This window comes from Propioniciclava tarda (assembly GCF_900182665.1).
In the GTDB taxonomy this organism is placed as follows: Bacteria; Actinomycetota; Actinomycetes; order Propionibacteriales; family Propionibacteriaceae; genus Propioniciclava; species Propioniciclava tarda.
Genome location: NZ_FXTL01000007.1, coordinates 74,750 through 96,874, shown reverse-complemented (window position 1 = coordinate 96,874; position 22,125 = coordinate 74,750). Strand labels below are relative to the sequence as shown.

Below are 22,125 nucleotides of genomic sequence, written 5' to 3'. Positions count from 1 at the left end.
GCCAAATCGGGTCCAGCGTGGTTGGCGATGGCCAAAACGGGCGCAGCGGGGGCGTGTTCGGCAACGAGAACCACGCGGTACCGAGAACCCGCTCAGGCGCTGGCAAACTCCCGAGCCCGGCGCCTGAGCGCATCCAGGTCAGACGTCGCGCCCTTGGCCGCCTCCGGGAAGAGGACGCCGGGCGCGAGTCCGACGGCGATCGCCCCCGCGTCGTGCCACATCTCGCACTGGAAGGGCTCCAGTCGTCCGGACGCGATGAGCTCGGCACCCGAGAAGAGGTCGCCCAGGGCCCGCGCGTAGGCCATGCCCAGGGCGTCGGCCGGGATCACCTGGACCGTCGTCGCCCCTAGTCCCAGCGCGTCATGCACCTCGTTCGGCGTCAGCCCGCCCAGCGCCAACGGACGCCCCCCGGCGGCCTCGAGCAGCTCAGGGGACGCCACCGGCGACGTGACGAAGTGGGCCCCGGCGGCGAAGGCGTCCGAGACCTCCTGAGGCGTCCGGACGCCCCGGACTCCGATGCGCGCGCGGCGTCCGAAGATCCGGAGCGAGTCGGCCAGGGCGTGGCCGTCGCCGACCGGGAACGCCCAGGCACGGACGCGCTCCTGCAGCAGGACCTCGCAGGCACCCATCCAGCCGGACAGGCCCCTCGGCAGCTCCGCGAACAAAGTCCTGCCCTCGAGGGCCTCCACCACGCCTGACATGGCGCCCATCATGCCGGACGCCATGGGGTTGAATGGCACCTGTGGGCGACATCCCGGCTGCCGAGTGGCCGATCGACGAGCACCTGGTCCGGCGGCTGATCGGGCAGCAGCGTCCGGAGTGGGCTGAGTTGCCGATCGCCGAACTGGGGCATGGCTGGGACAACGTGCTGTACCGCCTCGGCGACGACCTGCTGGTGCGCCTGCCGCGGCGCGCGCTGGCGGTCCCGCTCATCGCCCACGAGCGCGACTGGCTGCCGGTCCTCGCACCGCGCCTGAACACGTTCGTTCCCGCCGCCGTGCACGCCGGGACGCCGTCGGCCGACTTCCCGCACCCGTGGCTCATCTCCCCTTATCGCGACGGGATCCGCTGTTCGGACGTCGGAATCGCCCAGCGGACGCCGTCGGCCACGGACCTCGCGGAGACGCTGGTCGCGCTGCACACCACCGCGCCAGCGGACGCCCCCGTGAACCCTTGGCGGGGTGGCCCCATCGGCGGCGACGTGATGAGTCAGCGCGTCGCCACCCGACTGGCCTCCTACAACCGCGCGAGCGAGGACCTGGCCGCCCGTTGGGCGGCGTGGTCGGCCGCGCCCGCCTGGGGCGGCCCGCCGGTGTGGCTGCACGGCGACCTGCATCCGCTGAACCTGCTGCTCGCTGACTCCGGACGCCTCGCCGGCGTCCTCGACTGGGGCGACGTCGGCTGCGGCGACCCCGCTACCGACCTCGCGACCGCGTGGCTCAGCTACGACCGAGCCGGACGCCGCCGCTTCGTTGCCGCCGCGTCCGCCGGCCCCTACGACCCGCACGTCTGGACTCGAGCGCGCGCCTGGGCGCTGTACCTGGCTTTGGCGTTCGTCACGAACTCCGACGACAGCCCGCCGCTGCTGGCCGTCGCCCACCAGGCCCTGGACTCCCTGGCGGCAGAGCCCCTCGACGTCGGCGAGCCGCCGCGTCGGCGTCCGAATATCCTCTCCTCATGACCACGACGCCGACGCCGGACCCGACCGCCGCCCAGGCGGTCGCGGCCGAGGTCGTCGCGGTGGTCGTGGCCATGGTGGACGGCACGCCCTGCGTCCTGGAGGTGAACGACGCGACGCGCCTGCCCTCCGGACCGCTCCTCGAGGGCCACCGGTCGCTGCAGGCCGCAGTGCGGGCGTGGGCGGAGAGCCAGACCGGACGCCAGCTCGGCTACCTCGAGCAGCTGTACACGTTCGCCGACTCCGACCGCGACCGGGCGGCGCGGCGCATCTCGATCTGCTACCTGGGCCTCACCGCGAACTCCGGCACGGGGCCGCGCAGCGGCGTGTGGCGTCCGTGGTACGAGCTGTTCCCCTCCGAGGACCTGCGCGACGGCACGTCCGCGCTGGACGCCGTCGTCGGCGGCGTCCGGACCTGGGTCGAGGACGCCGACGCGACCGCCCGCGAGCGGCGGGCCGCGCGGGCGGCGTCCCTGTTCGGGCTGGACTCCCAGCCCTGGGAGCCCGACCTGGCCCTGCAGCGCTACGAACTGCTCTACGAGGCCGGGCTGATCGCGGAGGCTCCCGGCGGCGTCTCGGCACCGTTCACCGGCGTCAGGATGGACGCCGACCATCGCCGCATCGTCGCCACGGCGGTGGCCCGGCTGCGCGCCAAGATCACCTACCGGCCGGTCGTGTTCGAACTGATGCCCGACGAGTTCACGCTCGGCCAGCTTCAGTCGTGCGTCGAGGCCCTGGCCGGACGAGCCGTCCACACGCAGAACTTCCGCCGCCTCATCGAACAGCAAGCGCTGGTGGAGGACACCGGCGCCTCCGCGGCGACGGGAGGGCGTCCGGCGCGGCTCTACCGCTTCCGGCGCGACGTCGTTCAGCAGCGCTCGGCGGCCGGCACCAAGCTGCCCACGACGCGCTCGCGCTGAGGCAGGTTGCCGCCCGCTGCAACTTGGTTTTCCATAGGCATCCGGCGCGCGCTCAGGTACGTTTCGCGGGTAGCCCGGCCCCGGGTGAGCAGGTTTCGCCAGCGTCTAAGGAGGCTGCCATGCCGCGAGTATCGGCCTATCACCGCCCGTCCAGCCTGGAGGAGGCGCTCGCCCTCCTGGAGCGGGACGGAGCCCACGTTCTCGGCGGCGGCTCCGACCTGGTCGGACGCCTCAACACCGGCGAGTTGGGCGACATCGAGGTCGTCGACTTGCAGTCGCTGGGGCTGTCGTCGATCGTCTCGGACGCCGCGGGTCGCGTCCGGCTGGGCGCGATGGCGTCGCTGCAGGCCGTGGCCGACACCGAATCGCTGCCGGGCGCGCTGAGGGATCTCGCGCGCGCCGAGGAGCCGTCCACGCTGCGCGGCCGGGCGACCATCGGCGGTGTCGTGGCAGGCCGGGACCCCGAGAGCGTCCTGCTCGCGGGGCTGTTGGCCGCGGACGCCTCCGTCGTGCTGGCGGACGCGTCCGGGGAGCGGACGGTCGCGCTGGCGACCGTGCTGGCCGAGGGCGTAGGCCGCGGCGTGATCACGGCGGTCGTCGTGGCGACCGACGGCACCTGGGCTACGTCGGCGACCCGGCGCACCCCGGCCGACGTCCCCATCGTCGCCGTCGTCGGACGCCGCCGTCCCGACCGCTCGGTCGCGCGCGCCGTCACCGGCGTCGCCGCGACGCCGATCGTGGTGGACGCCGAGGCCGCCGATCCGGCGTCCTGGCTGGAACCCTCGGCCGACTTCCGCGGCAGCGCCGACTACCGGCGACACCTGGCCGCCGTCCATCTGGCACGCGTCCTCGACGCGCTGGCGTCCAACTGAAAGGGCTGGCGATGAACCTCACTTTCACCCTGAACGGCACGCTGATCACCCGCGACGTCTCGCCAGGCGCGACCCTGATGGACGTCCTGCGCGCGGAGGGGCTCAAATCGGTCCGGTTCGCGTCCGAGACGGGCGAGACGGGCGCCGCCGCGGTGCTGCTGGACGGCGAGTTGGCCAGCGCCGACGTGATGCTGGCACTGCAGGCCGACGGCCATGAGGTCACCACGGTCGAGGCGCTCAACACCGCGCGGGAGTTGCATCCGATCCAGCAGGCATTCGCCGATGTCGGCGCGCTGCAGTCGGGCTACTCGTCCGGAGCGATGGTGCTCGGCACGCTGGCGCTGCTGCGGCGGAGTCCGTCGCCGAGCGAAGGTGAGGTTCGCGACATGCTGAGTGGCATCCTCGACCGCGAGTCGGGGTACGTGAAGCCGGTCGAGGCGGTGCTGCGCGCGGCGTCCGTGCTGCGCGGCGAGCCGGTCGAGCCGTTCGCGGTTCACGTCGTCGAGGCGTTGACCGACGGCGTCCACGCGTCGGCCTACGACCCGTCGGCCATGCCGCCGGACGTGCGCCCGGCCGTGCCGAAGGTGATCCCGTCGCGCGACGTGCCGGACCTGGCCGTCGTCGGCCACCCGGAGCTGAAGGTCGACATCGTCAAGCTCGCCAAGGGCAATCCCGCGTTCACCGACGACATCGAGCTGCGGGGCACCCTCACCGCGAAGGTGCTGCGCTCGCCGCATGCCCACGCCCGGATCCTCGACATCGACGACTCGGCCGCGCGCGCCTTGCCCGGCGTCCACGAGGTGCTGCATTACAAGAACACCAAGCGCATCAAGTACGCCTCGGGCGGGCAGAGCTACCCCAACCCGCATCCGTACGACCAGGTCAGCTTCGACAACAAGGTCCGGCACGTGGGCGACCGCGTGGCCGCCGTCGCGGCCGACAGCGAGGAGATCGCCGCCGAGGCCTGCCGCCTGATCAGGGTGACCTACGACGTGCTGCCGGCCGTCTTCGACGAGCGCGAGGCGCTGAAGCCGGGCGCTCCTGTCATCCACGACGAGGACGACACCGAGCACATCCGGGACGCGTCCCTCAACAAGGTGCACTGGATCTTCGCCGAGCGCGGCGACGTCGAGAAGGCGCTGGCCGAGGCGCCGCATTACTTCGAGCAGACGTTCCGCGTCCACCAGGTGCAGCAGTGCCCGATGGAGCCGCACGTCGCCGTGGCCTGGCTCGACGAGGACGAGCGCATGGTGATCCGTACGGCCACCCAGGTGCCGTTCCATGTCCGGCGGATGATCGCGCCGCTGATCGAGATGCCCGTCCGCGACATTCGGGTCATCAAGCCGCGCATCGGCGGCGGCTTCGGCGCCAAGCAGGAGATGCTGATCGAAGACATCGTCGCGTTGCTGGCCATCCGGACGAGGCGTCCGGTGCGGCTGGTTCTGACGCGCGAAGAGGAGTTCATCTCGGCTCGGACGCGCCACCCGCAGACGCTGACCTACCGCACCGGCGTCGCCGAGGACGGCACCCTCCTCGCCCAGGACCTGTACGTCATCGGCAATACCGGTGCCTACGGCTCGCACGGCTACACCGTCCAGACGATCACCGGCATGCGCGGGCTGTCGCAGTACAACGCCAAGAACAAGCGGTTCCGCTGCGACGTGGTCTACACCAACATCCCGGTGCCGGGCGCCTACCGCGGCTACGGGGCTCCACAGTCGGAGTTCGCGCTCGAGGCGCACCTTGAGGACATCGCCCACGAGTTGGGCCTCGACGTCTTGGAGTTCAAGCGCAAGAACTGGGTCAAGGTCGGCGACGAGCTCGACATCGCGCCGCACCTGGGCGAGACCGCCATCCAGGAGGAACTCGACGAGTACCCCAAGGTGATGACCTGCGGCACCGAGGAGTGCGTCGCCCAGGCTCAGCGGGCGATCGGCTGGCATCGCCGGAACGACCCCGACTGGGTCTCCCCGAAGGATCGGCCGAACATCCGCCGCGGCATCGGCTTCGCGCTCGCCATGCACGGCTCGGGAATTCCGTTCCTCGACATGGGCGGCGCGTCCATCAAGATCAACGACGACGGCTCGTTCAACCTGCTGATCGGGGCCACCGACATCGGCACGGGAGCCGACACGGTGCTCGGCCAGATCGCCGCCGAAACGCTGGGCGTCCCGCTGGACCGCATCTTGGTCTACTCCTCCGACACCGACATGACCCCGTTCGACGTCGGCGCCTACGCCAGCTCGACGACGTACATCTCCGGCACGGCGGTCAAGCGGGCGGCCGAGAAGGTCGCTCAGCGGATCCGCGAGCGGGCGGCCATGCTCCTCGAGGTGGACGCCGACGGCGTCACCCTGCGCGACGGCGAGGCGTGGGCGTCCGACGGCCGTTCGGTGACGCTCGAACGGGTGGCGCTGCACTCACTCCACCAGAAGGACCAGGAGCAGATCATGGCCGTCGAGTCCTTCATGGCCGTCGACTGCCCGCCGCCGTTCGCGGCCAAGATGGCCGAGGTCGAGGTCGACATCACGACCGGCCAGGTGACCGTCAAGAAGCTGGTCATGGCCGTCGACTGCGGCGTCGCGATCAACCCGGTCACCGCGTCCGGTCAGGTCGAGGGCGGCCTGATCCAGGCGCTCGGCTACGCGCACTGCGAGGAGTACGCCTTCGACGAGGGCGGCCGCATGCTGAACGCCCAGTTCGGTCCGTACAAGATCTACCGCGCCGACGAGATGCCGGACGTGGAGGTCTACCTGGTCCAGACCTGGGAGAAGACGGGTCCATTCGGCGCCAAGGCGGTCGCGGAGATCCCGAAGGACGCCGTCGCGCCGGCCGTCCGGAACGCGATCCTGAACGCCACCGGCGTCGCGATCGACAACCTGCCCTTCACCCCGGAGCGGGTTTGGAACGCCCTACAGACCCCCACGGTCGGCCTGCAGCACCGCTGAACCGCGGACAAAACGCGCGCCTTTCAGCGGCCTCGGGAGAGGGCACGAAGTCGGCTCAGCGGCGAAGAGCTGGCCGCTCCGGCGCTGATCGACCTCGAGGTAACCTCGGCCTGGCGCGGCTTGTCGAGAGGTGGCCAGCTCACGGACCGGCGGGCAGCGCTGGCCCTCAGCGACCTCGCCGAACTGCCCCTGCAACGGGTCGGCCTCCTGCTGAGCTGTTGGGAACTGTGCAACAACCTCACGATCTACGACGCCGCCTATGTCGCACGTGCCGAGGCGATGGACGCCACCCTGCTGACCGCGGATGCCCGGCTGGCTCGGGCGTCCGGGCTGCGTTGCCGCGTCGAGGTGCTCGCGCGCTAGCCGACTTTTCACAGGGGCGTCCGGCGTTGTACAGTGCTTGTGCTCAAGTTGAGCAAATGCCTCAGGAGGCCCCATGAGCCCCACCGCTGCCGAGCTCTACAGCAAGGTCGACCACGTCATCCCGTCCGTCGAGTGGGCGACCATGACCGACGACGTGGACGCGATCCTGCGCCTCAAGCGCGAGCGCAACGCCGTCATCCTGGCCCACAACTACATGACGCCCGAGATCTACCACGGAGTCGCCGACATCGTCGGCGACTCCCTCGCCTTGGCTCGCGAGGCGACCACGGTGGACGCCGACGTCATCGTCCTCGCCGGCGTCCATTTCATGGCCGAGACGGCCAAGCTGCTGAACCCGGCCAAGACGGTGCTGATCCCCGACATCAACTCTGGCTGCTCGCTGGCCGAGTCGATCACCCCCGAGGACGTCCGCGCGCTGCGCGCCAAGCACCCCGGCGTCCCAGTCGTGACGTACGTGAACACGAGCGCCGCGGTGAAGGCCGAATCGGACATCTGCTGCACCTCCGGCAACGCGGTGCACATCATCGAGAGCCTGGGCGTACCCGAGGTCATCATGATCCCCGACCAGTACCTGGCCGCGAACATCGCCGCCCAGACGGGCGTCCAGATGATCACCCACCCCGGCTCCTGCATCGTGCACGAACGGTTCACCCCGGCCGACATCGCGCAGATGCGCATCGACTACCCGGGCGTCGAGGTGCTGGCGCACCCCGAGTGCCCGCGTCCCGTGGTGGAGGCCGCCGACTTCGCCGGCTCGACCGCCCAGATGCAGGACTACGTCGAGAAGCGCAAGCCGCTCAAGGTCGCGCTGATGACCGAGTGCTCGATGAGCGACAACGTGGCGCAGTCCAACCCCGACGTCGACTTCGTGCGCCCGTGCAACCTCTGCCCGTACATGAAGCTGAACACGCTGGCGAAGATCCGCCACAGCCTGGAGACCATGACGACCCAGGTCGAGATCGACCCCGAGGTGGCCGAGCGTGCCCGCGCCGCCGTCGACCGGATGCTGCAGGTCGGGCCACCGCCCAAGGCCGCGCCGACGGCGTCCGAGACGAAGAAGGCCGGCACGTGAGCGCGAAGGTCATCGCGGACGTCGTCGTCAGCGACGGCCCCGTCATCGTGGGGGCCGGCCTGGCCGGCCTGATGACGGCGATCGAACTGAGCCCCATCCCGTGCATCGTGCTCTCGGCCGGACCGATCACCACCGGCACGTCGACCGGCTGGGCCCAGGGCGGCGTCTCCGCGGCGGTCGGGCCGGACGACTCCCCCGAGCTGCACACCCGAGACACCCTCGCCGCCGGCGCCGGGCTCTGCGAGACGGACGCCGTGGAGCGCATCACCCAGGCCGCCCCGGACGCCATCGAGCGGATGGCCGAGATCGGCACGCGCTTCGACCGCAACCCGGACGGCAGCTACATCCTGGGGCTCGAGGGCGCCCACTGCCGCCGCCGGATCGTCCACGCCCAGGGCGACATGACGGGCGCCGAGCTGCTGCGCTCGTGCGTCGAGAAGGCCCGGACCCTGCCGAGCATCCAGCTCTGGGACAACGCGTGGGGCTCGGAGATCCTGACCGAGAACGGCGCCGTCGTCGGCCTCCGGGTCGAGTTGGGCGGTGAGTCGTCTTTCGACACCCTCATGGACGCCTCGGGTCCGGGCCGCAACCGCACCGGCGGACGGACCGTGGTCGTCCAGACCGATCGCGTCGTGCTGGCCACGGGCGGCATCGGCAGCCTGTTCCAGCACACCACCAACCCGCTCTCGTCCCGGGGCGGCGGGCTCGCCCTCGCGGCCCGCGCCGGGGCCGTGCTACGCGACGTCGAGATGGTGCAGTTCCACCCCACCGGCCTGGACGTCGGGCTCGACCCGATGCCCCTGGTCAGCGAGGCGGTCCGCGGCGAGGGAGCCATCCTGATCGACGAGAACGGCGACCGGGTCATCGAGAACCCGCTGAGCGCCCGCGACGTCGTCTCTCGCGCCGAGTGGGCCGCCCTGCAGGCCGGCCACACCGTCTACCTGGACGCCCGCACGCACCCAGGTCCGGGCTTCGCCGCGCGCTTCCCGGGCATCAGCAAGATCCTGAGCGATGCAGGCCTGAACCCGGCCGTCGACCTGCTCAAGGTGCGTCCGGCCGCCCACTACCACATGGGTGGAGTGCTGGTTGACGAGGCCGGACGCTCCACCGTCCGGGGCCTGTACGCCGTCGGCGAGGTGAGCTCGACGGGCCTGCACGGGGCCAACCGGCTGGCGTCCAACTCGCTGCTGGAGGCGATCGTCTGTGCTCGCTGGGTCGCCGCGGATCTCGCCAAGGGCCACCCCCAGCACCCGCACCCGATGCCGGTCATCACCCACACCGTCAACATCGGACCCGCCCGCACGCAGACCCCCAAGGCCGACGTGGACGCCGTCCGCGCGGTCATGAGCCGCCACTGCGGCGTCCTGCGCGACGAGGCCGGGCTGAAGGCCGCCCTGCGTGAACTACGCGACCACGTCGACACCGACGAGGGTCTCGTGGGGTACATGCTGGCGTCGTCAGCGCTGACCCGGCGCGAGTCGCGAGGCGGCCACACGCGCACCGACTACGCCCAGCTCGACCCCCACGCCGAGCACACGCTCATCGACCTCGCCGACGTCCTCGACGACCCCCGCTAGGAGCCACACCATGCTGCGCGAACTTCCCGACTTCGTCATCGAGCCTGCCGTCCGGGCCGCCCTCCTCGAGGACCTCGGCCGCGCCGGGGACGTCACGACCGATTCCCTCATTCCGGCGGACGCCCACGCGACGGTCCAGATCGCGTCGCGCGAGCACGGGGTGGTCGCCGGCATCCGCTGCGCGATCCTGGCCTGGCAGCTGGTGGACCCGCGCATCGAAGTCACCGTGCACCTTTCCGACGGCTCGCGCGTCGAGCCGGGCAGCATCATCGCCACGGCGTCCGGTCCGGCGCGCGGACTCCTCACGGGCGAGCGCGTTGCCCTGAACTTCCTGGGCCAGCTGTCCGGGGTCGCCACCGGCACCGCGAAGATTGCGGACGCCATCGCGCACACAGGTGCCAAGATCGCCGACACCCGCAAGACCGTGCCGGGGCTGAGGGCGCTGCAGAAGTACGCCGTCCGCTGCGGTGGCGGCGCCAACCACCGCTTTGGCCTGGACGACGCGGTGCTGATCAAGGACAACCACATCGCCGTGACCGGCGGCGTCCGGCAGGCGGTCGAGGCCGCGCGGGCCAACTGCGGCCACCTGGTGAAGATCGAGGTCGAGGTCGACTCGCTCGACCAGCTCCGTGAGCTGCTGACGCTCAAGGTGGACGCCGTCCTGCTCGACAACATGGGCCCCGAGCTGCTGCGTGAGGCGGTGACGATCGTCGACGGACGCCTCATCACCGAGGCGTCCGGACGCATCACCGCCGAGACCGCGGTGCCGCTGGCCGAGGCGGGCGTCGACCTGATCTCGTCCGGCGCGCTGACCCACAGTGCCCGCGTGCTCGACATCGGCCTGGACTACGTGAGCGCCTGATCACCGTCGCTGGTACCGAGTCGGTCGCGAGCCCGATCGACCGAGGCTGAGATGGCCTGCCTCCTCAAGCGGCCTGCGTCGGGCGCCGCCCTGGACACCCCACTGACCGTCAACGGGGTCGCCCTCATCAACCATCAACACGGTGTCTCCAAGAACTTCACGCCGAAGGTCTCCACGACGTTTCGACTCATCGCCGAAGCGGACGCCGCGTACGCCGCGTACGCCGCCATGGTCAAGGACGCGAAGAGGGCGGGTCTGACGATCGTGTGGCGGGTGGGCTACCGCAGCTACGCGACCCAGAAGGCACTGTCGGCGAATCCGCCGCCTCAGTACGGCGACGACGGCGACAGCTACGTGGCACCGCCAGGACACAGTGAACATCAGGCAGGGCTGGCCGTGGACGTCGGCTCCCCGTCGGGGCGCGGCGTCAGCTTCCCGAAGACGAAGGAGTTCGCCTGGCTGCGGGCCAACTCCTACAAGGACGGCTTCGTCCTGCGCTACCCCGCGGGCAAGACCGAGATCACGGGCTACCACTACGAGCCGTGGCACTACCGCTACATCGGGCCGGACGCCGCAGCCGCGTTCGGGCCGACCTCAACGCTGACCCTTGAGGAGTACCTCGGCGGCCCCTGAGCCGCCAGACTGGGGTCATGCCCGACCTCGTCCAGCAGCTCCGCGTTGCGCTCGCGGCAGCCGCCGACCCCGAGCGCGCACCGGCGATGCAGCGCTACATGAAGTCGGCGCTGCCCTTCTACGGCGTGTCAAACCCCGACATGCGCCGGATCGTCCGGCCGATCATCAAAGCCCACCCGCTCGCGTCCGCACTGGCCTGGGAGGCAGCCGTCCGGCGACTCTGGGACGAGGCGTCCCAGAGGGAAGAGCGCTACGCGGCGCTCGAGCTGGCCGGCCACCGCCTCTACCGCGCCCACCAGACCCCGGACGCGATGGGCCTGTACCGCCACCTCGTCGTGACCGGCGCCTGGTGGGATCTCGTCGACTGGGTCGCACCGCACCTCATCGGAGGAATCCTGCGGACCCATCCCGTCACCGAGGGCGCGCGGATGCGATCGTGGGCCGACGAGGACGACCTATGGCTGCGCCGCGCGGCCATCGTGTGCCAGCTGGGGTCCAAAGCGGCCACCGACACCGCGCTGCTGCGGGACGTCGTCCTGCTCAACCTGACCGACAGCACGTTCGGACGCGAGTTCTTCATTCGCAAGGGCATCGGGTGGGCGCTGCGCCAGTACGCGTATACGGACGCCGACTGGGTGCGCTCATTCGTCTTCTCGCACTCCTCGTGGCTGTCGCCGCTGAGTAGGCGAGAGGCGATGAAACACCTGAGCAAGGACGAAACTCCTAGTCACAGTCCCAATCTCACCGCGCTGTAGGGGCTACCGGCTACCCGTGGCGCGTCCGAAGAGTTACCCCTCCGACCTGAGACAGCGACTGGTCTCGGCGGCCGCCGACCGTCTGGCCCAGCACGGCCCGAACGCGTTGTCGCTGCGCGAATTGGCGCAATCCCAGGGCACGTCGACGAGCGCCATCTACACGATCTTCGGCGGCAAGGCGGAGCTGATCGAGGCCATCGTCCGCGAGGCTCATGACAGCTTCAGCGCAGCGCAGCGCGAGGCCCTCGGCGCCGGCGACTCGTTGGAGTGCCTGCAGCGCCTGGGCATGGCCTATCGCCGCTGGGCCCTAGACCACTCCTCGCTCTACCTGGTGATGTTCGGCTGCCACCCCGAGGCGCCCCCGCCGGACATCGCCTTCCAGTCGTTCGAGCCCCTGCTGAACGCCGTCTCGCATCTCATCGAAGCCGGCACGTTGCGCCCCTCGGACGCCCGGCTCCTGGCCCGTTCGATGTGGGCCGCGGTGCACGGCTGGGTGATGTTGGAGATCACCGACGGCGCCGAAAGATTGCCCGACCAGGTGTTCCAACTGCACCTCGATACCTTCATGACCGGCGCCGCCTCGGACGCGACCCGCGCGGCCCAGGCGTCGCTCAGAGCCCGCTGACGGTGAAGTTCTCCCAGCTTCGGGACGCCGTAGGCCCGCGCTGCCCTTGGTAGTGCGAGCCCCGGACGCCCGTCCCGTAGGGATGCTCCGCCGCTGAGCTCAACTGGAAAAAGCACAGCTGCCCGATCTTCATGCCGGGCCACAGCTTGATCGGCAGGGTCGCCACGTTGGACAGCTCCAGCGTCACGTGCCCCGAGAACCCCGGGTCCACGAAGCCGGCGGTCGCGTGGGTGAGCAGGCCGAGGCGTCCGAGCGAACTCTTACCCTCCACCCGGGCTGCCAGATCGGACGCCAGCGTCACGACCTCCAGCGTCGAGGCCAGCACGAACTCACCCGGGTGCAGGACGAACGCCTCGGCGGCGTCCACCTCGACGAGCCTGGTCAGCTCCGGCTGCTCCTCGGCCGGATCGATCGCCGGGTACCGGTGGTTGTCGAAGAGGCGGAAGTAGCGGTCCAGGCGGACGTCCACGCTGGAGGGCTGGACCAACACGGGGTCGAACGGGTCCAGGCCGATGTCGCCGGCGTCCACCCGGGCCAAGATGTCGCGATCGCAGAGCAGCACGTGGCTCACCCTATTGCGCTGTCCGGGCTCTGCGGAGATGGCGGTGGGTGCGCCACCGTAGTCGGTGGAGATTCCACCACGATCCGCGGAGGGACGAGCGAGACCGGCAACTGAGGCAAACCGCCGGACCCTCGGCCCACCCCCGCACCCTCAAGGCCGAGCCCACGTGGTGGGCCACGGAACAGGGATCACTCCGCACGTCGTAGCCGCCATAGCGCAAGGTCGTCAGCAGCGAGGATGCGTGGACGTTGTCGCGGCGGTAGTCAGGAGCGCCCGAATGTCCGGGGTCAACGACACTGTCTGATGCACGCCAACAATAGGGGCGGCGGGTTTCAAACCTGTGGATAACTCCGCACCGCGCCCACCGGGTTCACCGATGGTGGTGACTTCGACACCGTAGTCGGGAGCTCATCCACCACGATCCCGCTCCCGATTCCGGGCGGCCTTCACGTCGGTGTGGTGCGGTCCACAGCGCCTGGCCGCTGGAGACTTCGGATCTTCTGGGTGCCCCGCCTACGAGACAGTGCACACCCGTCGCCTGCGTCCGGACGGGATTGGGCGCCGTCCACGGTTGGTGATTGAGTAGTTCTTCGTGACCCGCTCCTCCGACGCCCAGCGAACCGGACTGCTCGCCGGTGTCACCGCCTACTTCCTGTGGGGCCTGTTTCCCCTCTACTGGCCGCTGCTGAAGCCGGCCGGGGCGTTCGAGATCCTGGCGCACCGGATCGTGTGGTCGTTCGTGTCGGTCCTCCTGGTGCTGCTGGTGTTGCGCCAGTCGTGGCGGTGGGTGGCTGGCGTCTTCACCCGGGCCAACTTCCCCCGACTGCTGGCCGCCACCCTGCTGATCGCGCTGAACTGGGTCACCTACATCTTCGCCGTCAACTCGGGGCACGTCGTCGAGGCGTCCCTGGGCTACTTCATCAACCCACTCGCCAACGTGCTGTTCGGCGTCCTGTTCTTCGGCGAACGGCTCGGACGCGGCGGTCGCCTAGGCGGACTGCTCGCGGTCGCTGGGGTCGTCGTCATCGCCTGGGGCAGCTTCGAGACCCTGTGGGTCTCGCTGACGCTCGCCCTCTCGTTCGGGCTGTACGGCGTCGCCAAGAAGAAGGCGCACCTGCCCGCGTTGCAGGGGCTCCTGGTCGAATCGGGCCTGCTGGTCGTGCCCTGCGCGGCCTTCCTGATCGTCCTGGCGGCCACGGGCACCGGCCAGTTCGGGACGTCCGTCCCGGCCGACGCGCTGCTGATGCTGACCGGACCCATCACCGCGATTCCGCTGTGGCTCTTCGCCATCGCCGCCCCCCGGCTGCCGCTGGGCGTGGTCGGGATCCTGCAGTACCTGGCGCCGACCATCCAGTTCATGATCGGCGTCCTCGTCGTCGGCCAGCACGTCACGCCCACCTACTGGCTGGGCTTGGTCCTGGTCTGGATCGGCTCGGCCGTCTACCTGCGCGAGGCGCTGAGCGGGACGCGGGCGTCCACACCGGACGCGACCGGCGGCAGCGCGCACTAGCCTGCCGGCCAAGGAGGACGGATGGAGCCCGAGCAGGTCGAGACCCTCACCAAGCAGGTCACGGCGCCGTCCCCCACGGACCCGCGCAAGCCGCCGCTGCGGCGCCTGCCGGCCTCGGCGTGGCGGTACGCCTTCCGGCGGCGAGGTGGACGCCGAGCTCGAGCGCGTTCGCGAGCTGCTGGCGGGTATCGAGGCCGAACGGTCGATCCAGCTCCCGCCCCGGGACGTCTCGATGATCAAGGCGGTGGTGGCCGCCGAGGAGAAGTTCGTCACCCAGGGGCGGCGCCTGCGCACCGAACGGCCGGACGCGTCCGCGCCCGAGGGATAACGTAAAGGGCATGACCGGTGCCGCCTTCTCCAGCAAGTACCCGCCGTCCGAGACCACGTTCCGGGGGGCCATCACGATGCGGCTGGCGTCCGGCGGGGCGGACGTGGAGGAGCTCGTCGACGAGTTCACCGAGTTCGCCCAGAACTTCGCCGAGTTCTTCCCCGAGGACGCCCCCGTCGCCCCGGCCGACGTGCCGGCGGTCGTGGACGAGGTCGTGGACGCCTACAACGAGGTCGTCACCGAGCTCTCACCGGACGCGGCCGCGCTCATGGCGTCCCTCGACGAACTCTTCGAGGCGGGCATCCTGTTCAGCTACGGGGACGCCTTTGAGGCGTCCGATGCGATGGAGGACCTCGAGGACGCCCTGGCGCAGATCGAGGCCGGCGGCGGACGCCTACGCGGCTACCTCTACTCGCTCATCGGCGACCTGGACGAGATGGTGCTGCACGGACGCCTCGAGATCGCCTTCGGCACGTTCGACGCCGACAGTGCGGCCGTGCCGGCGGTCGCGGCCGAGGCCGTCCGGATCCTCACCAAGAACGGGCTGAAGGCGTCCTGGTCGGGCGAAGCGGACGCCCCGATCGTGGTCGAACCGATCGTCGTCGACACCCCGCTGGTCGACGCCGAGGACCACGAATGCGATGGTTCCTGCGGGCACGATCACGAGCATTAGCCGCCGCTGTAGCGAATGGCGCTAGGAATTCCCGAACCGGGCACCGACGCCAGCGTAGGCTCGCAGGCGGTCGCAAGAAAGGTCGAAACCGTGCGCAAGATGTTGAGTGGCAACGAAGCCATCGCGCTGGGGGCTTGGGAGGCGGGGGTGGCCGTCGGCTGCGGCTACCCGGGGACGCCGTCCACCGAGATCCTCGAGGCGTTGATCCATTACCCCGACCTCTACACCGAGTGGTCGGTCAACGAGAAGGTCGCCCTCGAAGTGGGCCTCGGCGCCTGCATCGCCGGTGGGCGGGCCCTGGTGACGATGAAGCACGTCGGCGTCAACGTCGCCGCAGACCCCCTGTTCACGGCCGCCTACACCGGCGTCAACGCGGGCTTGGTCGTCGTGACCGCGGACGACCCGTCCATGCACAGCTCGCAGAACGAGCAGGACAACCGGCACTACGCGATCGCCGCGAAGCTGCCGATGTTCGAGCCCTCGACCCCCGCCGACGCACGGCAGTTCACCCGCTGGGCCTTCGAGCTGAGCGAGGGGCACGACACGCCGTGCTTCGTCCGGACCACGACCCGCCTCTCGCACAGCAAGGGCGTCGTGGACGACGTCGACCTGACCATCAAGCCGGCCAAGCACCCGGTCGGCGTCGACCAGAACCCCGCCAAGTACGTGATGATCCCCGGCCACGCCCGCGGACGCCGCCTCGCCGTCGAGGCCCGCATGGGCGAGCTCGCCCGGGTCGTCGAGACGCATCCGGCGAACATCCTCGAGCGCCGCGGCAGCGTCGGCGTGATCACCTCCGGCGTCCCGTACAGCTACGTCCGTGAAGTGCTGCCGGACGCGTCCGTGCTCAAGCTGGGCATCGTCAATCCGCTGCCCGAGCAGTTGATCCGCGACTTCGCGGCGTCCGTCGAGACGCTGTACGTCGTCGAGGAGCTGGACCCGATCATCGAGACCCAGGTTCGCGCGTGGGGCATCACCTGCCACGGCAAGGACACCTTCCCGACCATCGGCGAGTTCTCGCCCGAGGTGCTGCGCGCCTCGCTCGGACTGAGCGTGCCGGCGTCCGTGCCGGACGGCCACATCGAGGTGCCCCCGCGGCTGCCCGGCCTGTGCACCGGCTGCCCGCACGGCCACGTCTTCGACGTGCTCCGCGAGCGCGGGCTCTACGTGTCGGGCGACATCGGCTGCTACAGCCTCGGTGTCCTGCCGCCCTACCGGATCATGGACACTCTCGTCGACATGGGTGCGTCGTTCACGATGGCCCACGGCATGGACATCGTGCTGGCCCAGGCCGGGCAGAGCCACACCGAGCGCGCCCACGTCTCGGCCGTCATCGGGGACTCGACGTTCGCGCACTCCGGCATCACCGGCCTGCTCAACGCCATCTGGAACAAGCGCGACGGCCTGTTCGTCGTCCTCGACAACGGCACGACCGCGATGACCGGCGCCCAGGAGAACCCGATGTCCGGCGAACGGATGGGCCACGAGAACTCGACCCACGTCGACTACACCCTGCTGTGCCGGGCCCTCGGGATGCCCGAGGAGAACGTCGCGGTGGTGGACGGCAACAACAAGGCGCTCATCGCCCAGACCATCGACGAACTCGCCGCCAAGCCGGGCGTGAAACTCCTCGCGGCCGTCGGCCTCTGCATCATGGAGGCCAAGGACCTGTCGAAGTCCGGCAAGCTCGAAGAGAAGAAGGCCTGGCGCGCGCTCGAACTCAGCGCGGTCTGCAAGGGGGCCGACCGTGGCTGAGAACGTCACCAACGTCTTGATGGTCGGCGTCGGCGGCCAGGGCATCATCCTGGCGTCCGACATCCTCGCCGAGGCTGCGATGCTCGCCGGTCTGGACGTCAAGAAGTCCGAGGTGCACGGCATGAGCCAGCGCGGCGGACCGGTGTTCAGCCACGTCCGGTTCGGGCCGGAGGTGCACTCCCCCGTCATCGGCCGCGGCGAGGCCGACGTCATCTACGCACTGGAGCGCATGGAGCTGCTGCGCTGGGCGCCGTGGGCGCGTCCCGGGGCGACGGCGATCTACGCGGACACCGACATGCTGCCGACGGGCATCGCCGCCTACCCGGCCGACATCGACGACGAGATCGCGTCCCGGTTCGGACGGGTCGTCCGGTTCGACATGCGGGAGCTCCGCAGCCAGATCAACCCGAAGGCCAAGAACACGGTCCTGCTCGGCGCGGTCTCGATGCTGACCGACCTACCCCTGGACGCCTACGCCCAAGCCATCACCGAGTTGGTGCCGCCCGGCACGGCCGAGGCGAACCTGAAGGGCTTCGAGGTCGGACGCCGCGTGGCGGCCTCCGCCCTCGGCGTCCGCTTGGAGTCTGAGACGAGCTAAGCGACACCCCGGCGTCCGGCACCGTGTAGCCATGTGGAACGACGGGGTCCAGACGCTGCCGGTCGCGGAGCTGCGGCGGCTGCAGGCCGAGCGCCTGCGAGCGCAGGTGCGGCGGCTGTACGAGCGGGTGCCGTTCTACACCCAGCGACTGGACGCCGCGGGCGTCCGGCCCGACGACATCGAGACACTCGACGACATCGCGCGGCTGCCGTTCACGTCGAAGTGCGACATGCGGGAGGTGTTCCCGTTCGGGCTGCTCGCAGTCGACCGGTCCGAGATCGTCGAGGCGCACATGTCGTCCGGCACGACGGGCAAGCCGGTCGTGGACGCCTACACGCGCGGCGACCTCGAGCTGTGGGGCGACGTCATGGGACGCACCCTCGACATGGGCGGCGTCGGGGCATCCGACATCGTTCAGGTGGCGTACGGCTACGGACTCTTCACGGGCGGCTTCGGCGCCCACTACGGCGGGCAGGCGTTGGGGGCCATGGTGCTGCCGGTCTCGTCCGGCAACACGCACCGCCAGCTCGACACGCTGGTCGATTTCGGCACGACGGCGCTCTGCTGCACGCCCTCGTATGCCCTCTACATCGCCGAGTACGCCGCCAAGCACGGGGTGGACGCCGCCGCGCTGCCCCTGCGGGTCGGCTTCTTCGGCGCCGAGCCCTGGAGCCTCGAGATGCGCGCCGACATCGAGCGCCGGCTGGGCATCAAGGCGTTCGACATCTACGGGCTGACCGAGATCATCGGCCCCGGCGTCGGCGCCGAATGCCCTGGTCAGGACGGCCTGCACATCTTCGAAGACCACTTCTACCCCGAGATCGTGGACCCGGACTCGGGGCGTCCGCTGCCGGACGGCGAACGCGGCGAGCTGGTGCTGACGACGCTGACCCGCGAGGGGACGCCGGTGCTGCGCTACCGGACGCGCGACATCACCTACCTGATGCCGGAGCCCTGCGCGTGCGGGCGGACGTCTCGGCGCATCCACCGGCTGATGGGACGCACCGACGACATGCTGATCGTCCGCGGGGTCAACGTGTTCCCGCAGCAGATCGAGCAGGTGCTGCTGCGCGTGGCGGACGTCGAGCCGCACTACCGGATCATCGTCGACCGCGACGGCAGCATGGACACCCTCACCGTCGAGGTCGAGATGAGCGAGTCGCTGTTCAGCGACGACCTCGGCGACGTGCTGGCGCTGGAACGCGCGATCGAGCGGGAACTGCACGCGGAGACCGGCATCCAGGCGCGGTGCGTCCTGGTCAACCCACAAACCATCGAGCGCTCAGAGGGCAAGGCCAAGCGCGTGTTCGATCGACGAAAGGTCACCACCCATGCTTGAGGACGAGCACGTTTTCGAGCTTCGCCAGGTCTCGGTCTTCCTCGAGAACCGTCCGGGCGTGCTGGCCGACGCCACCCGCACGCTGGCGTCCGCGGAGGTCAACCTGCGGGCGGCGATGATCGCCGAGACGGAGCGGTTCGGCATCCTGCGGGTCATCACCGATTCCCCGGCCGCCGCCGTCGCGGCCCTCGAGTCCGCCGGGTTCCGGACCAAGCTGACCGACGTCGTGGGCGTCGAGGTGCCAGACCACGCGGGCGGGCTGGCCGAGCTGCTGGACGTCTTCGAAGGCTCGAGCGTCAGCATCGAGTACCTCTACGCCGAGCTAGCCGGACGCCTCGGCCGCGCCCTGCTGATCATGAAGCTCACGCCCCGCGATGAGGCGCTCAAGCTGCTGCGCGAGGCGTCCCTGTACTGACGGCGCCGTTCGGCGTCGAGGGCAGGCAGGCACACGGCCCAAGGGCGCGTGCGGCGAGTTCGTCCCACCCGGGATCACTCGGCCCAGGAGATCGAAGCGGGGCGCGCCCGCGGGACCGCACGGGCGTCAGCGGCGCTCTGGAAGTCCCGTAATCACGACGCCGCCGACGGCGTTGAGCAAGGGGGTCAGCCCCGCGCCATAGCCCTCGGTGCGCCACAGGTAGTTCACGCCAGTCTCGGTATCACGGAGGATCTGCGTCTTGTAGATCGCGCCCTCAGAATGGACGACCTCGAAACGTGGGGGTTCTTTTGCCATGGCCTCAGGCTAGAACGTGCTGCATCAAACGCTCGCGCTCGCCTCCACCCCGACCGTTGGACCCGCGTGGCCTACCCCCCATCGAAGCGAGCCTGCTGCGACGGCGTCCACGACAGACTTGGCCAACCATTTGACGTGAGCCAACGTGCCGACGGTGTACCACGTGCCAGGATCAACCCATGGTCGAGTACGTCACGGACGCTGGTGCGGTCACGCCCGACATGATCTCCGGACTCTTCGTCGGGTGGCCCGATCCACCGACGCCGCAGCAGTTGGTGGACGTCATGGACTACGAGAAGCTAGGTTTCACCGGCTTCGCGGGTGCCGGCATCCGGAACCCGCGGGCGATCGGCGAGTTACGACTTCTGTAGATCCGCCAGCACCTCAGGATCCTGGGCGTCCAACCAGTCGCAGAGCCAGCGGAACGACACCAACTGGACGCCGGGCGTCTTGCCGAACTCGGTCATCAGCTTGAGCAGGTTCTGCTGGTAGATACCGCCGAGCCAGGGCGAGAGGTGGTTGCCGATGATCAGCGGCGCGCGGTTCGTGGACATGCACATCTTGAGCCCGGCTCGCAGCGAGTCGAGGTGCTCCGCCTGCCAGGTCGCACGCTGGGCCGGGGTGCCGGTGTTCTTACCGCCCGCCTGGGTGAAGTAGTAGTTGTAGTCCATGGGCAGGCTCGAGCCGGTCCGGAACGGCACGGCGAACATCGACATGTCGTAGATGCCGTAGCTGTTCTTGACCGGCCAGCCCTTCTTGCGGACGCCGGACGAGTCGTACCGGAACCCGTGCTTCTTCGCGATGGGCATCAGGGTGGCGGCACCTGCCAGGAGGGGCGTCCGGGCACCGACGAGTTCCTTCGTGTAGTCGAAGGGCAGCGGATCGATGTCGGTCCAGCCGGTGTTGGTGCGCCAGTGGGTCACGAGCTTGATGGCCTCGTTGAGCTCGACTTCCCAGTCGTCGCTGGTCCAGGTCTTGGCGCCGCCGTCGAAGTGCCCGTTGAAGTGCGTGCCCATCTCGTTGCCGTACTTCCACGCCATCGCTGCGTTCTCGATGGTCCGGCGCACGGTCAGGTCGGACATGTACGGAATGTCGGACGCCCCCGGCTTGCGCTTGGGCGGGTGGTACTCGGTCTTCTTGGACTGCGGCAGGAAGTACAGGCCCGACAGGAACATCGTCTGGGTGCCCTGCACCTCGTGCGCCGCCTTGATGTAGGCCTGCACCCGGTTCTCGTCGCCGGACACGCCGTCCCAGCTGAACACCACGAACTGCGGCGGCTTCTCACCCTTGGCCAGCTTCTTGATCTCTCGCTGGAAGGGCTGCGGGTCTGGCGACGGCGCCTGGGAGCCGTCCCCGATCGGGTCGCCGAGCTTGACGTCCGGTTCCCCCCAAGCACCATCGGACGCCGTCGCCGCCGGCGTGGTCTGGCTCGGCTTGGCCGAGGTCGAGGTTGAGGACGCGGCCGCGCTCGTCGAGCCCGACGCGGTCGAGGGCGTCGTGACAACGGGGGCCCCTGGCGCGGTGCACGCCGCGAGGCCCGCAGCGCTGGTGGCGAGGCCGAGGCCCATGAGGGCGCGCCTGTGGAGCATGAAGTACCTGCCGTTTCGTGGGTGGTGGGCTGGTTGGTTCCGCGGAAAGACTAGCGACCCGCGTTGAGATGACGCCTAGAGCGGCCTGAGAAGCACCCTGATCGTGCCCTCCTTGAGTCTTGGACGCCGCCCAGACGCCTCGCCTCACTCCTGGGCAAGAGATCGCCCGCACTGGCCCGGACGGACCGGCAAGTGCTGCGGCATCCCCCTAAAGACCACCAGCGAGGCCAGCGCGGACCGTCCCGACGACCCCCGCGACGGTGGCGAGGATCGTCAACGCCACCCCCACCCACACGATGGGCATGCCGATGCCGTCAGGCTCGATCGAGGCCGAGGTGAGCCCGAGGACGATGACCCCCAGCGCCCCCAGCAGCCACACCATGAGCCGCTCCCCCGCCCGATACACCCGTTGGGCGTTCCCTTCGGTCACGGCCACCGAGTCGTTGAACACCCGCGGGAAGCGCGACAGCACGCTGATCCCCACCATCATCACGGTCAGCACGCCGAAGACCACGAAGATGCTGGACTTCGGACCCCAGCCGTCCGGCTGGCCCCCGACGCCGAAGTGCGTCGGCACCGTCTCCGGCAATCCGGGGTACGTCATCGGCAGCAGGATCCCCGCCGCGAGCACCGGGACGCCGCCGCGCCGGGCACCTTGCGCAGGCCTCACCGGGTCGCCGGTCGGCTCGTGCAGCGACCCCATCGCGACGGGGCC

23 protein-coding genes and 1 pseudogene are annotated in these 22,125 nt (G+C 69.9%); 19 read left to right on the top strand and 5 right to left on the bottom strand.

Going from position 1 to position 22,125, the window contains the following annotated elements; genetic code table 11:
• Positions 1-92 precede the first annotated feature (92 nt).
• On the bottom strand, positions 93-740 hold the full coding sequence (locus tag FN821_RS07345) for a beta/alpha barrel domain-containing protein (protein WP_131172000.1): 648 nt from the start codon (positions 738-740) through the stop codon (positions 93-95).
• 2 nt (positions 741-742) lie between these two features.
• On the opposite strand from FN821_RS07345, the gene FN821_RS07340 reads away from it, so the two are divergent.
• The 11 genes and pseudogenes from FN821_RS07340 (at position 743) to FN821_RS07290 (ending at position 12,326) form a co-directional block, all read left to right on the top strand.
• Positions 743-1,681: an aminoglycoside phosphotransferase family protein gene (locus FN821_RS07340; RefSeq protein WP_206662041.1), complete on the top strand. Its 939-nt coding sequence runs from the start codon at positions 743-745 to the stop codon at positions 1,679-1,681.
• Positions 1,678-2,598 (top strand): NUDIX hydrolase, encoded by a 921-nt coding sequence (locus FN821_RS07335; RefSeq protein WP_131172002.1) that lies wholly within the window; start codon positions 1,678-1,680, stop codon positions 2,596-2,598. The genes FN821_RS07340 and FN821_RS07335 overlap by 4 nt, the downstream gene beginning before the upstream one ends.
• A gap of 119 nt (positions 2,599-2,717) precedes the next feature.
• Complete coding sequence (locus FN821_RS07330) at positions 2,718-3,470, top strand: FAD binding domain-containing protein (RefSeq protein ID WP_131172003.1); 753 nt, start codon at positions 2,718-2,720, stop codon at positions 3,468-3,470.
• Positions 3,471-3,481: 11 nt separating this feature from the next.
• The gene (locus FN821_RS07325) at positions 3,482-6,418 is read left to right on the top strand and encodes a molybdopterin-dependent oxidoreductase (RefSeq protein WP_131172004.1); all 2,937 of its coding nucleotides are present in this window, start codon (positions 3,482-3,484) and stop codon (positions 6,416-6,418) included.
• Between the two features lie 45 nt (positions 6,419-6,463).
• Positions 6,464-6,781: pseudogene (locus FN821_RS07320) on the top strand (type II toxin-antitoxin system VapC family toxin); the annotation flags it as partial.
• Between the two features lie 73 nt (positions 6,782-6,854).
• Entirely contained in the window at positions 6,855-7,874 is a 1,020-nt protein-coding gene (nadA, locus tag FN821_RS07315) for a quinolinate synthase NadA (protein WP_131172005.1), read from the top strand.
• Positions 7,871-9,451, top strand: a complete 1,581-nt coding sequence (locus FN821_RS07310) for an L-aspartate oxidase (RefSeq protein WP_206662042.1) — start codon at positions 7,871-7,873, stop codon at positions 9,449-9,451. The genes nadA and FN821_RS07310 overlap by 4 nt, the downstream gene beginning before the upstream one ends.
• Positions 9,452-9,461: 10 nt before the next feature.
• Positions 9,462-10,313: a carboxylating nicotinate-nucleotide diphosphorylase gene (nadC, locus tag FN821_RS07305; RefSeq protein ID WP_131172006.1), complete on the top strand. Its 852-nt coding sequence runs from the start codon at positions 9,462-9,464 to the stop codon at positions 10,311-10,313.
• 51 nt (positions 10,314-10,364) lie between these two features.
• Complete coding sequence (locus FN821_RS07300; RefSeq protein WP_131172007.1) at positions 10,365-10,946, top strand: M15 family metallopeptidase; 582 nt, start codon at positions 10,365-10,367, stop codon at positions 10,944-10,946.
• Positions 10,947-10,963: 17 nt separating this feature from the next.
• Positions 10,964-11,701, top strand: coding sequence for a DNA alkylation repair protein (locus tag FN821_RS07295; RefSeq protein WP_131172008.1), 738 nt, complete (start codon positions 10,964-10,966; stop codon positions 11,699-11,701).
• Positions 11,702-11,717: 16 nt separating this feature from the next.
• Positions 11,718-12,326 (top strand): TetR/AcrR family transcriptional regulator, encoded by a 609-nt coding sequence (locus tag FN821_RS07290; protein WP_131172009.1) that lies wholly within the window; start codon positions 11,718-11,720, stop codon positions 12,324-12,326.
• On the opposite strand, the gene dcd is transcribed toward FN821_RS07290, so the two are convergent.
• Complete coding sequence (gene dcd, locus FN821_RS07285; RefSeq protein ID WP_131172010.1) at positions 12,313-12,888, bottom strand: dCTP deaminase; 576 nt, start codon at positions 12,886-12,888, stop codon at positions 12,313-12,315. The genes FN821_RS07290 and dcd overlap by 14 nt on opposite strands.
• Before the next feature lie 592 nt (positions 12,889-13,480).
• Between dcd and rarD the strand changes: the two genes are divergently transcribed.
• The 7 genes from rarD to FN821_RS07250 all read left to right on the top strand — a co-directional run bounded on the left by rarD (position 13,481) and on the right by FN821_RS07250 (position 19,506).
• On the top strand, positions 13,481-14,398 hold the full coding sequence (gene rarD / locus FN821_RS07280; protein WP_131172011.1) for an EamA family transporter RarD: 918 nt from the start codon (positions 13,481-13,483) through the stop codon (positions 14,396-14,398).
• A gap of 145 nt (positions 14,399-14,543) precedes the next feature.
• Positions 14,544-14,726: a hypothetical protein gene (locus FN821_RS07275; RefSeq protein ID WP_131172012.1), complete on the top strand. Its 183-nt coding sequence runs from the start codon at positions 14,544-14,546 to the stop codon at positions 14,724-14,726.
• Between the two features lie 10 nt (positions 14,727-14,736).
• On the top strand, positions 14,737-15,399 hold the full coding sequence (locus FN821_RS07270) for a DUF6891 domain-containing protein (protein ID WP_131172013.1): 663 nt from the start codon (positions 14,737-14,739) through the stop codon (positions 15,397-15,399).
• Positions 15,400-15,498: 99 nt separating this feature from the next.
• Complete coding sequence (locus tag FN821_RS07265; protein ID WP_241660162.1) at positions 15,499-17,154, top strand: thiamine pyrophosphate-dependent enzyme; 1,656 nt, start codon at positions 15,499-15,501, stop codon at positions 17,152-17,154.
• Entirely contained in the window at positions 17,147-17,752 is a 606-nt protein-coding gene (locus FN821_RS07260; RefSeq protein ID WP_131172015.1) for an indolepyruvate oxidoreductase subunit beta, read from the top strand. Before FN821_RS07265 ends, FN821_RS07260 begins: the two co-directional genes overlap by 8 nt.
• Before the next feature lie 31 nt (positions 17,753-17,783).
• A complete protein-coding gene (locus tag FN821_RS07255) occupies positions 17,784-19,091 on the top strand; it encodes a phenylacetate--CoA ligase family protein (protein ID WP_131172016.1) in 1,308 nt (435 codons plus the stop codon).
• Positions 19,084-19,506 carry an ACT domain-containing protein gene (locus FN821_RS07250; RefSeq protein ID WP_131172017.1) on the top strand — a complete coding sequence of 141 codons (423 nt, stop codon included), beginning with the start codon at positions 19,084-19,086 and terminating at the stop codon, positions 19,504-19,506. Before FN821_RS07255 ends, FN821_RS07250 begins: the two co-directional genes overlap by 8 nt.
• A 126-nt stretch (positions 19,507-19,632) precedes the next feature.
• On the opposite strand, the gene FN821_RS07245 is transcribed toward FN821_RS07250, so the two are convergent.
• Entirely contained in the window at positions 19,633-19,821 is a 189-nt protein-coding gene (locus FN821_RS07245) for a DUF6440 family protein (RefSeq protein WP_131172018.1), read from the bottom strand.
• Positions 19,822-20,000: 179 nt separating this feature from the next.
• Here FN821_RS07245 and FN821_RS07240 point away from each other — a divergent pair, with 179 nt between their 5' ends.
• A complete protein-coding gene (locus FN821_RS07240; RefSeq protein WP_131172019.1) occupies positions 20,001-20,192 on the top strand; it encodes a hypothetical protein in 192 nt (63 codons plus the stop codon).
• Here FN821_RS07240 and FN821_RS07235 read toward each other — a convergent pair.
• Positions 20,178-21,410 carry a polysaccharide deacetylase family protein gene (locus FN821_RS07235; protein ID WP_131172020.1) on the bottom strand — a complete coding sequence of 411 codons (1,233 nt, stop codon included), beginning with the start codon at positions 21,408-21,410 and terminating at the stop codon, positions 20,178-20,180. The genes FN821_RS07240 and FN821_RS07235 overlap by 15 nt on opposite strands.
• Positions 21,411-21,618: 208 nt before the next feature.
• Positions 21,619-22,113: a DUF1648 domain-containing protein gene (locus FN821_RS07230; RefSeq protein WP_131172021.1), complete on the bottom strand. Its 495-nt coding sequence runs from the start codon at positions 22,111-22,113 to the stop codon at positions 21,619-21,621.
• Positions 22,114-22,125 lie beyond the last annotated feature (12 nt).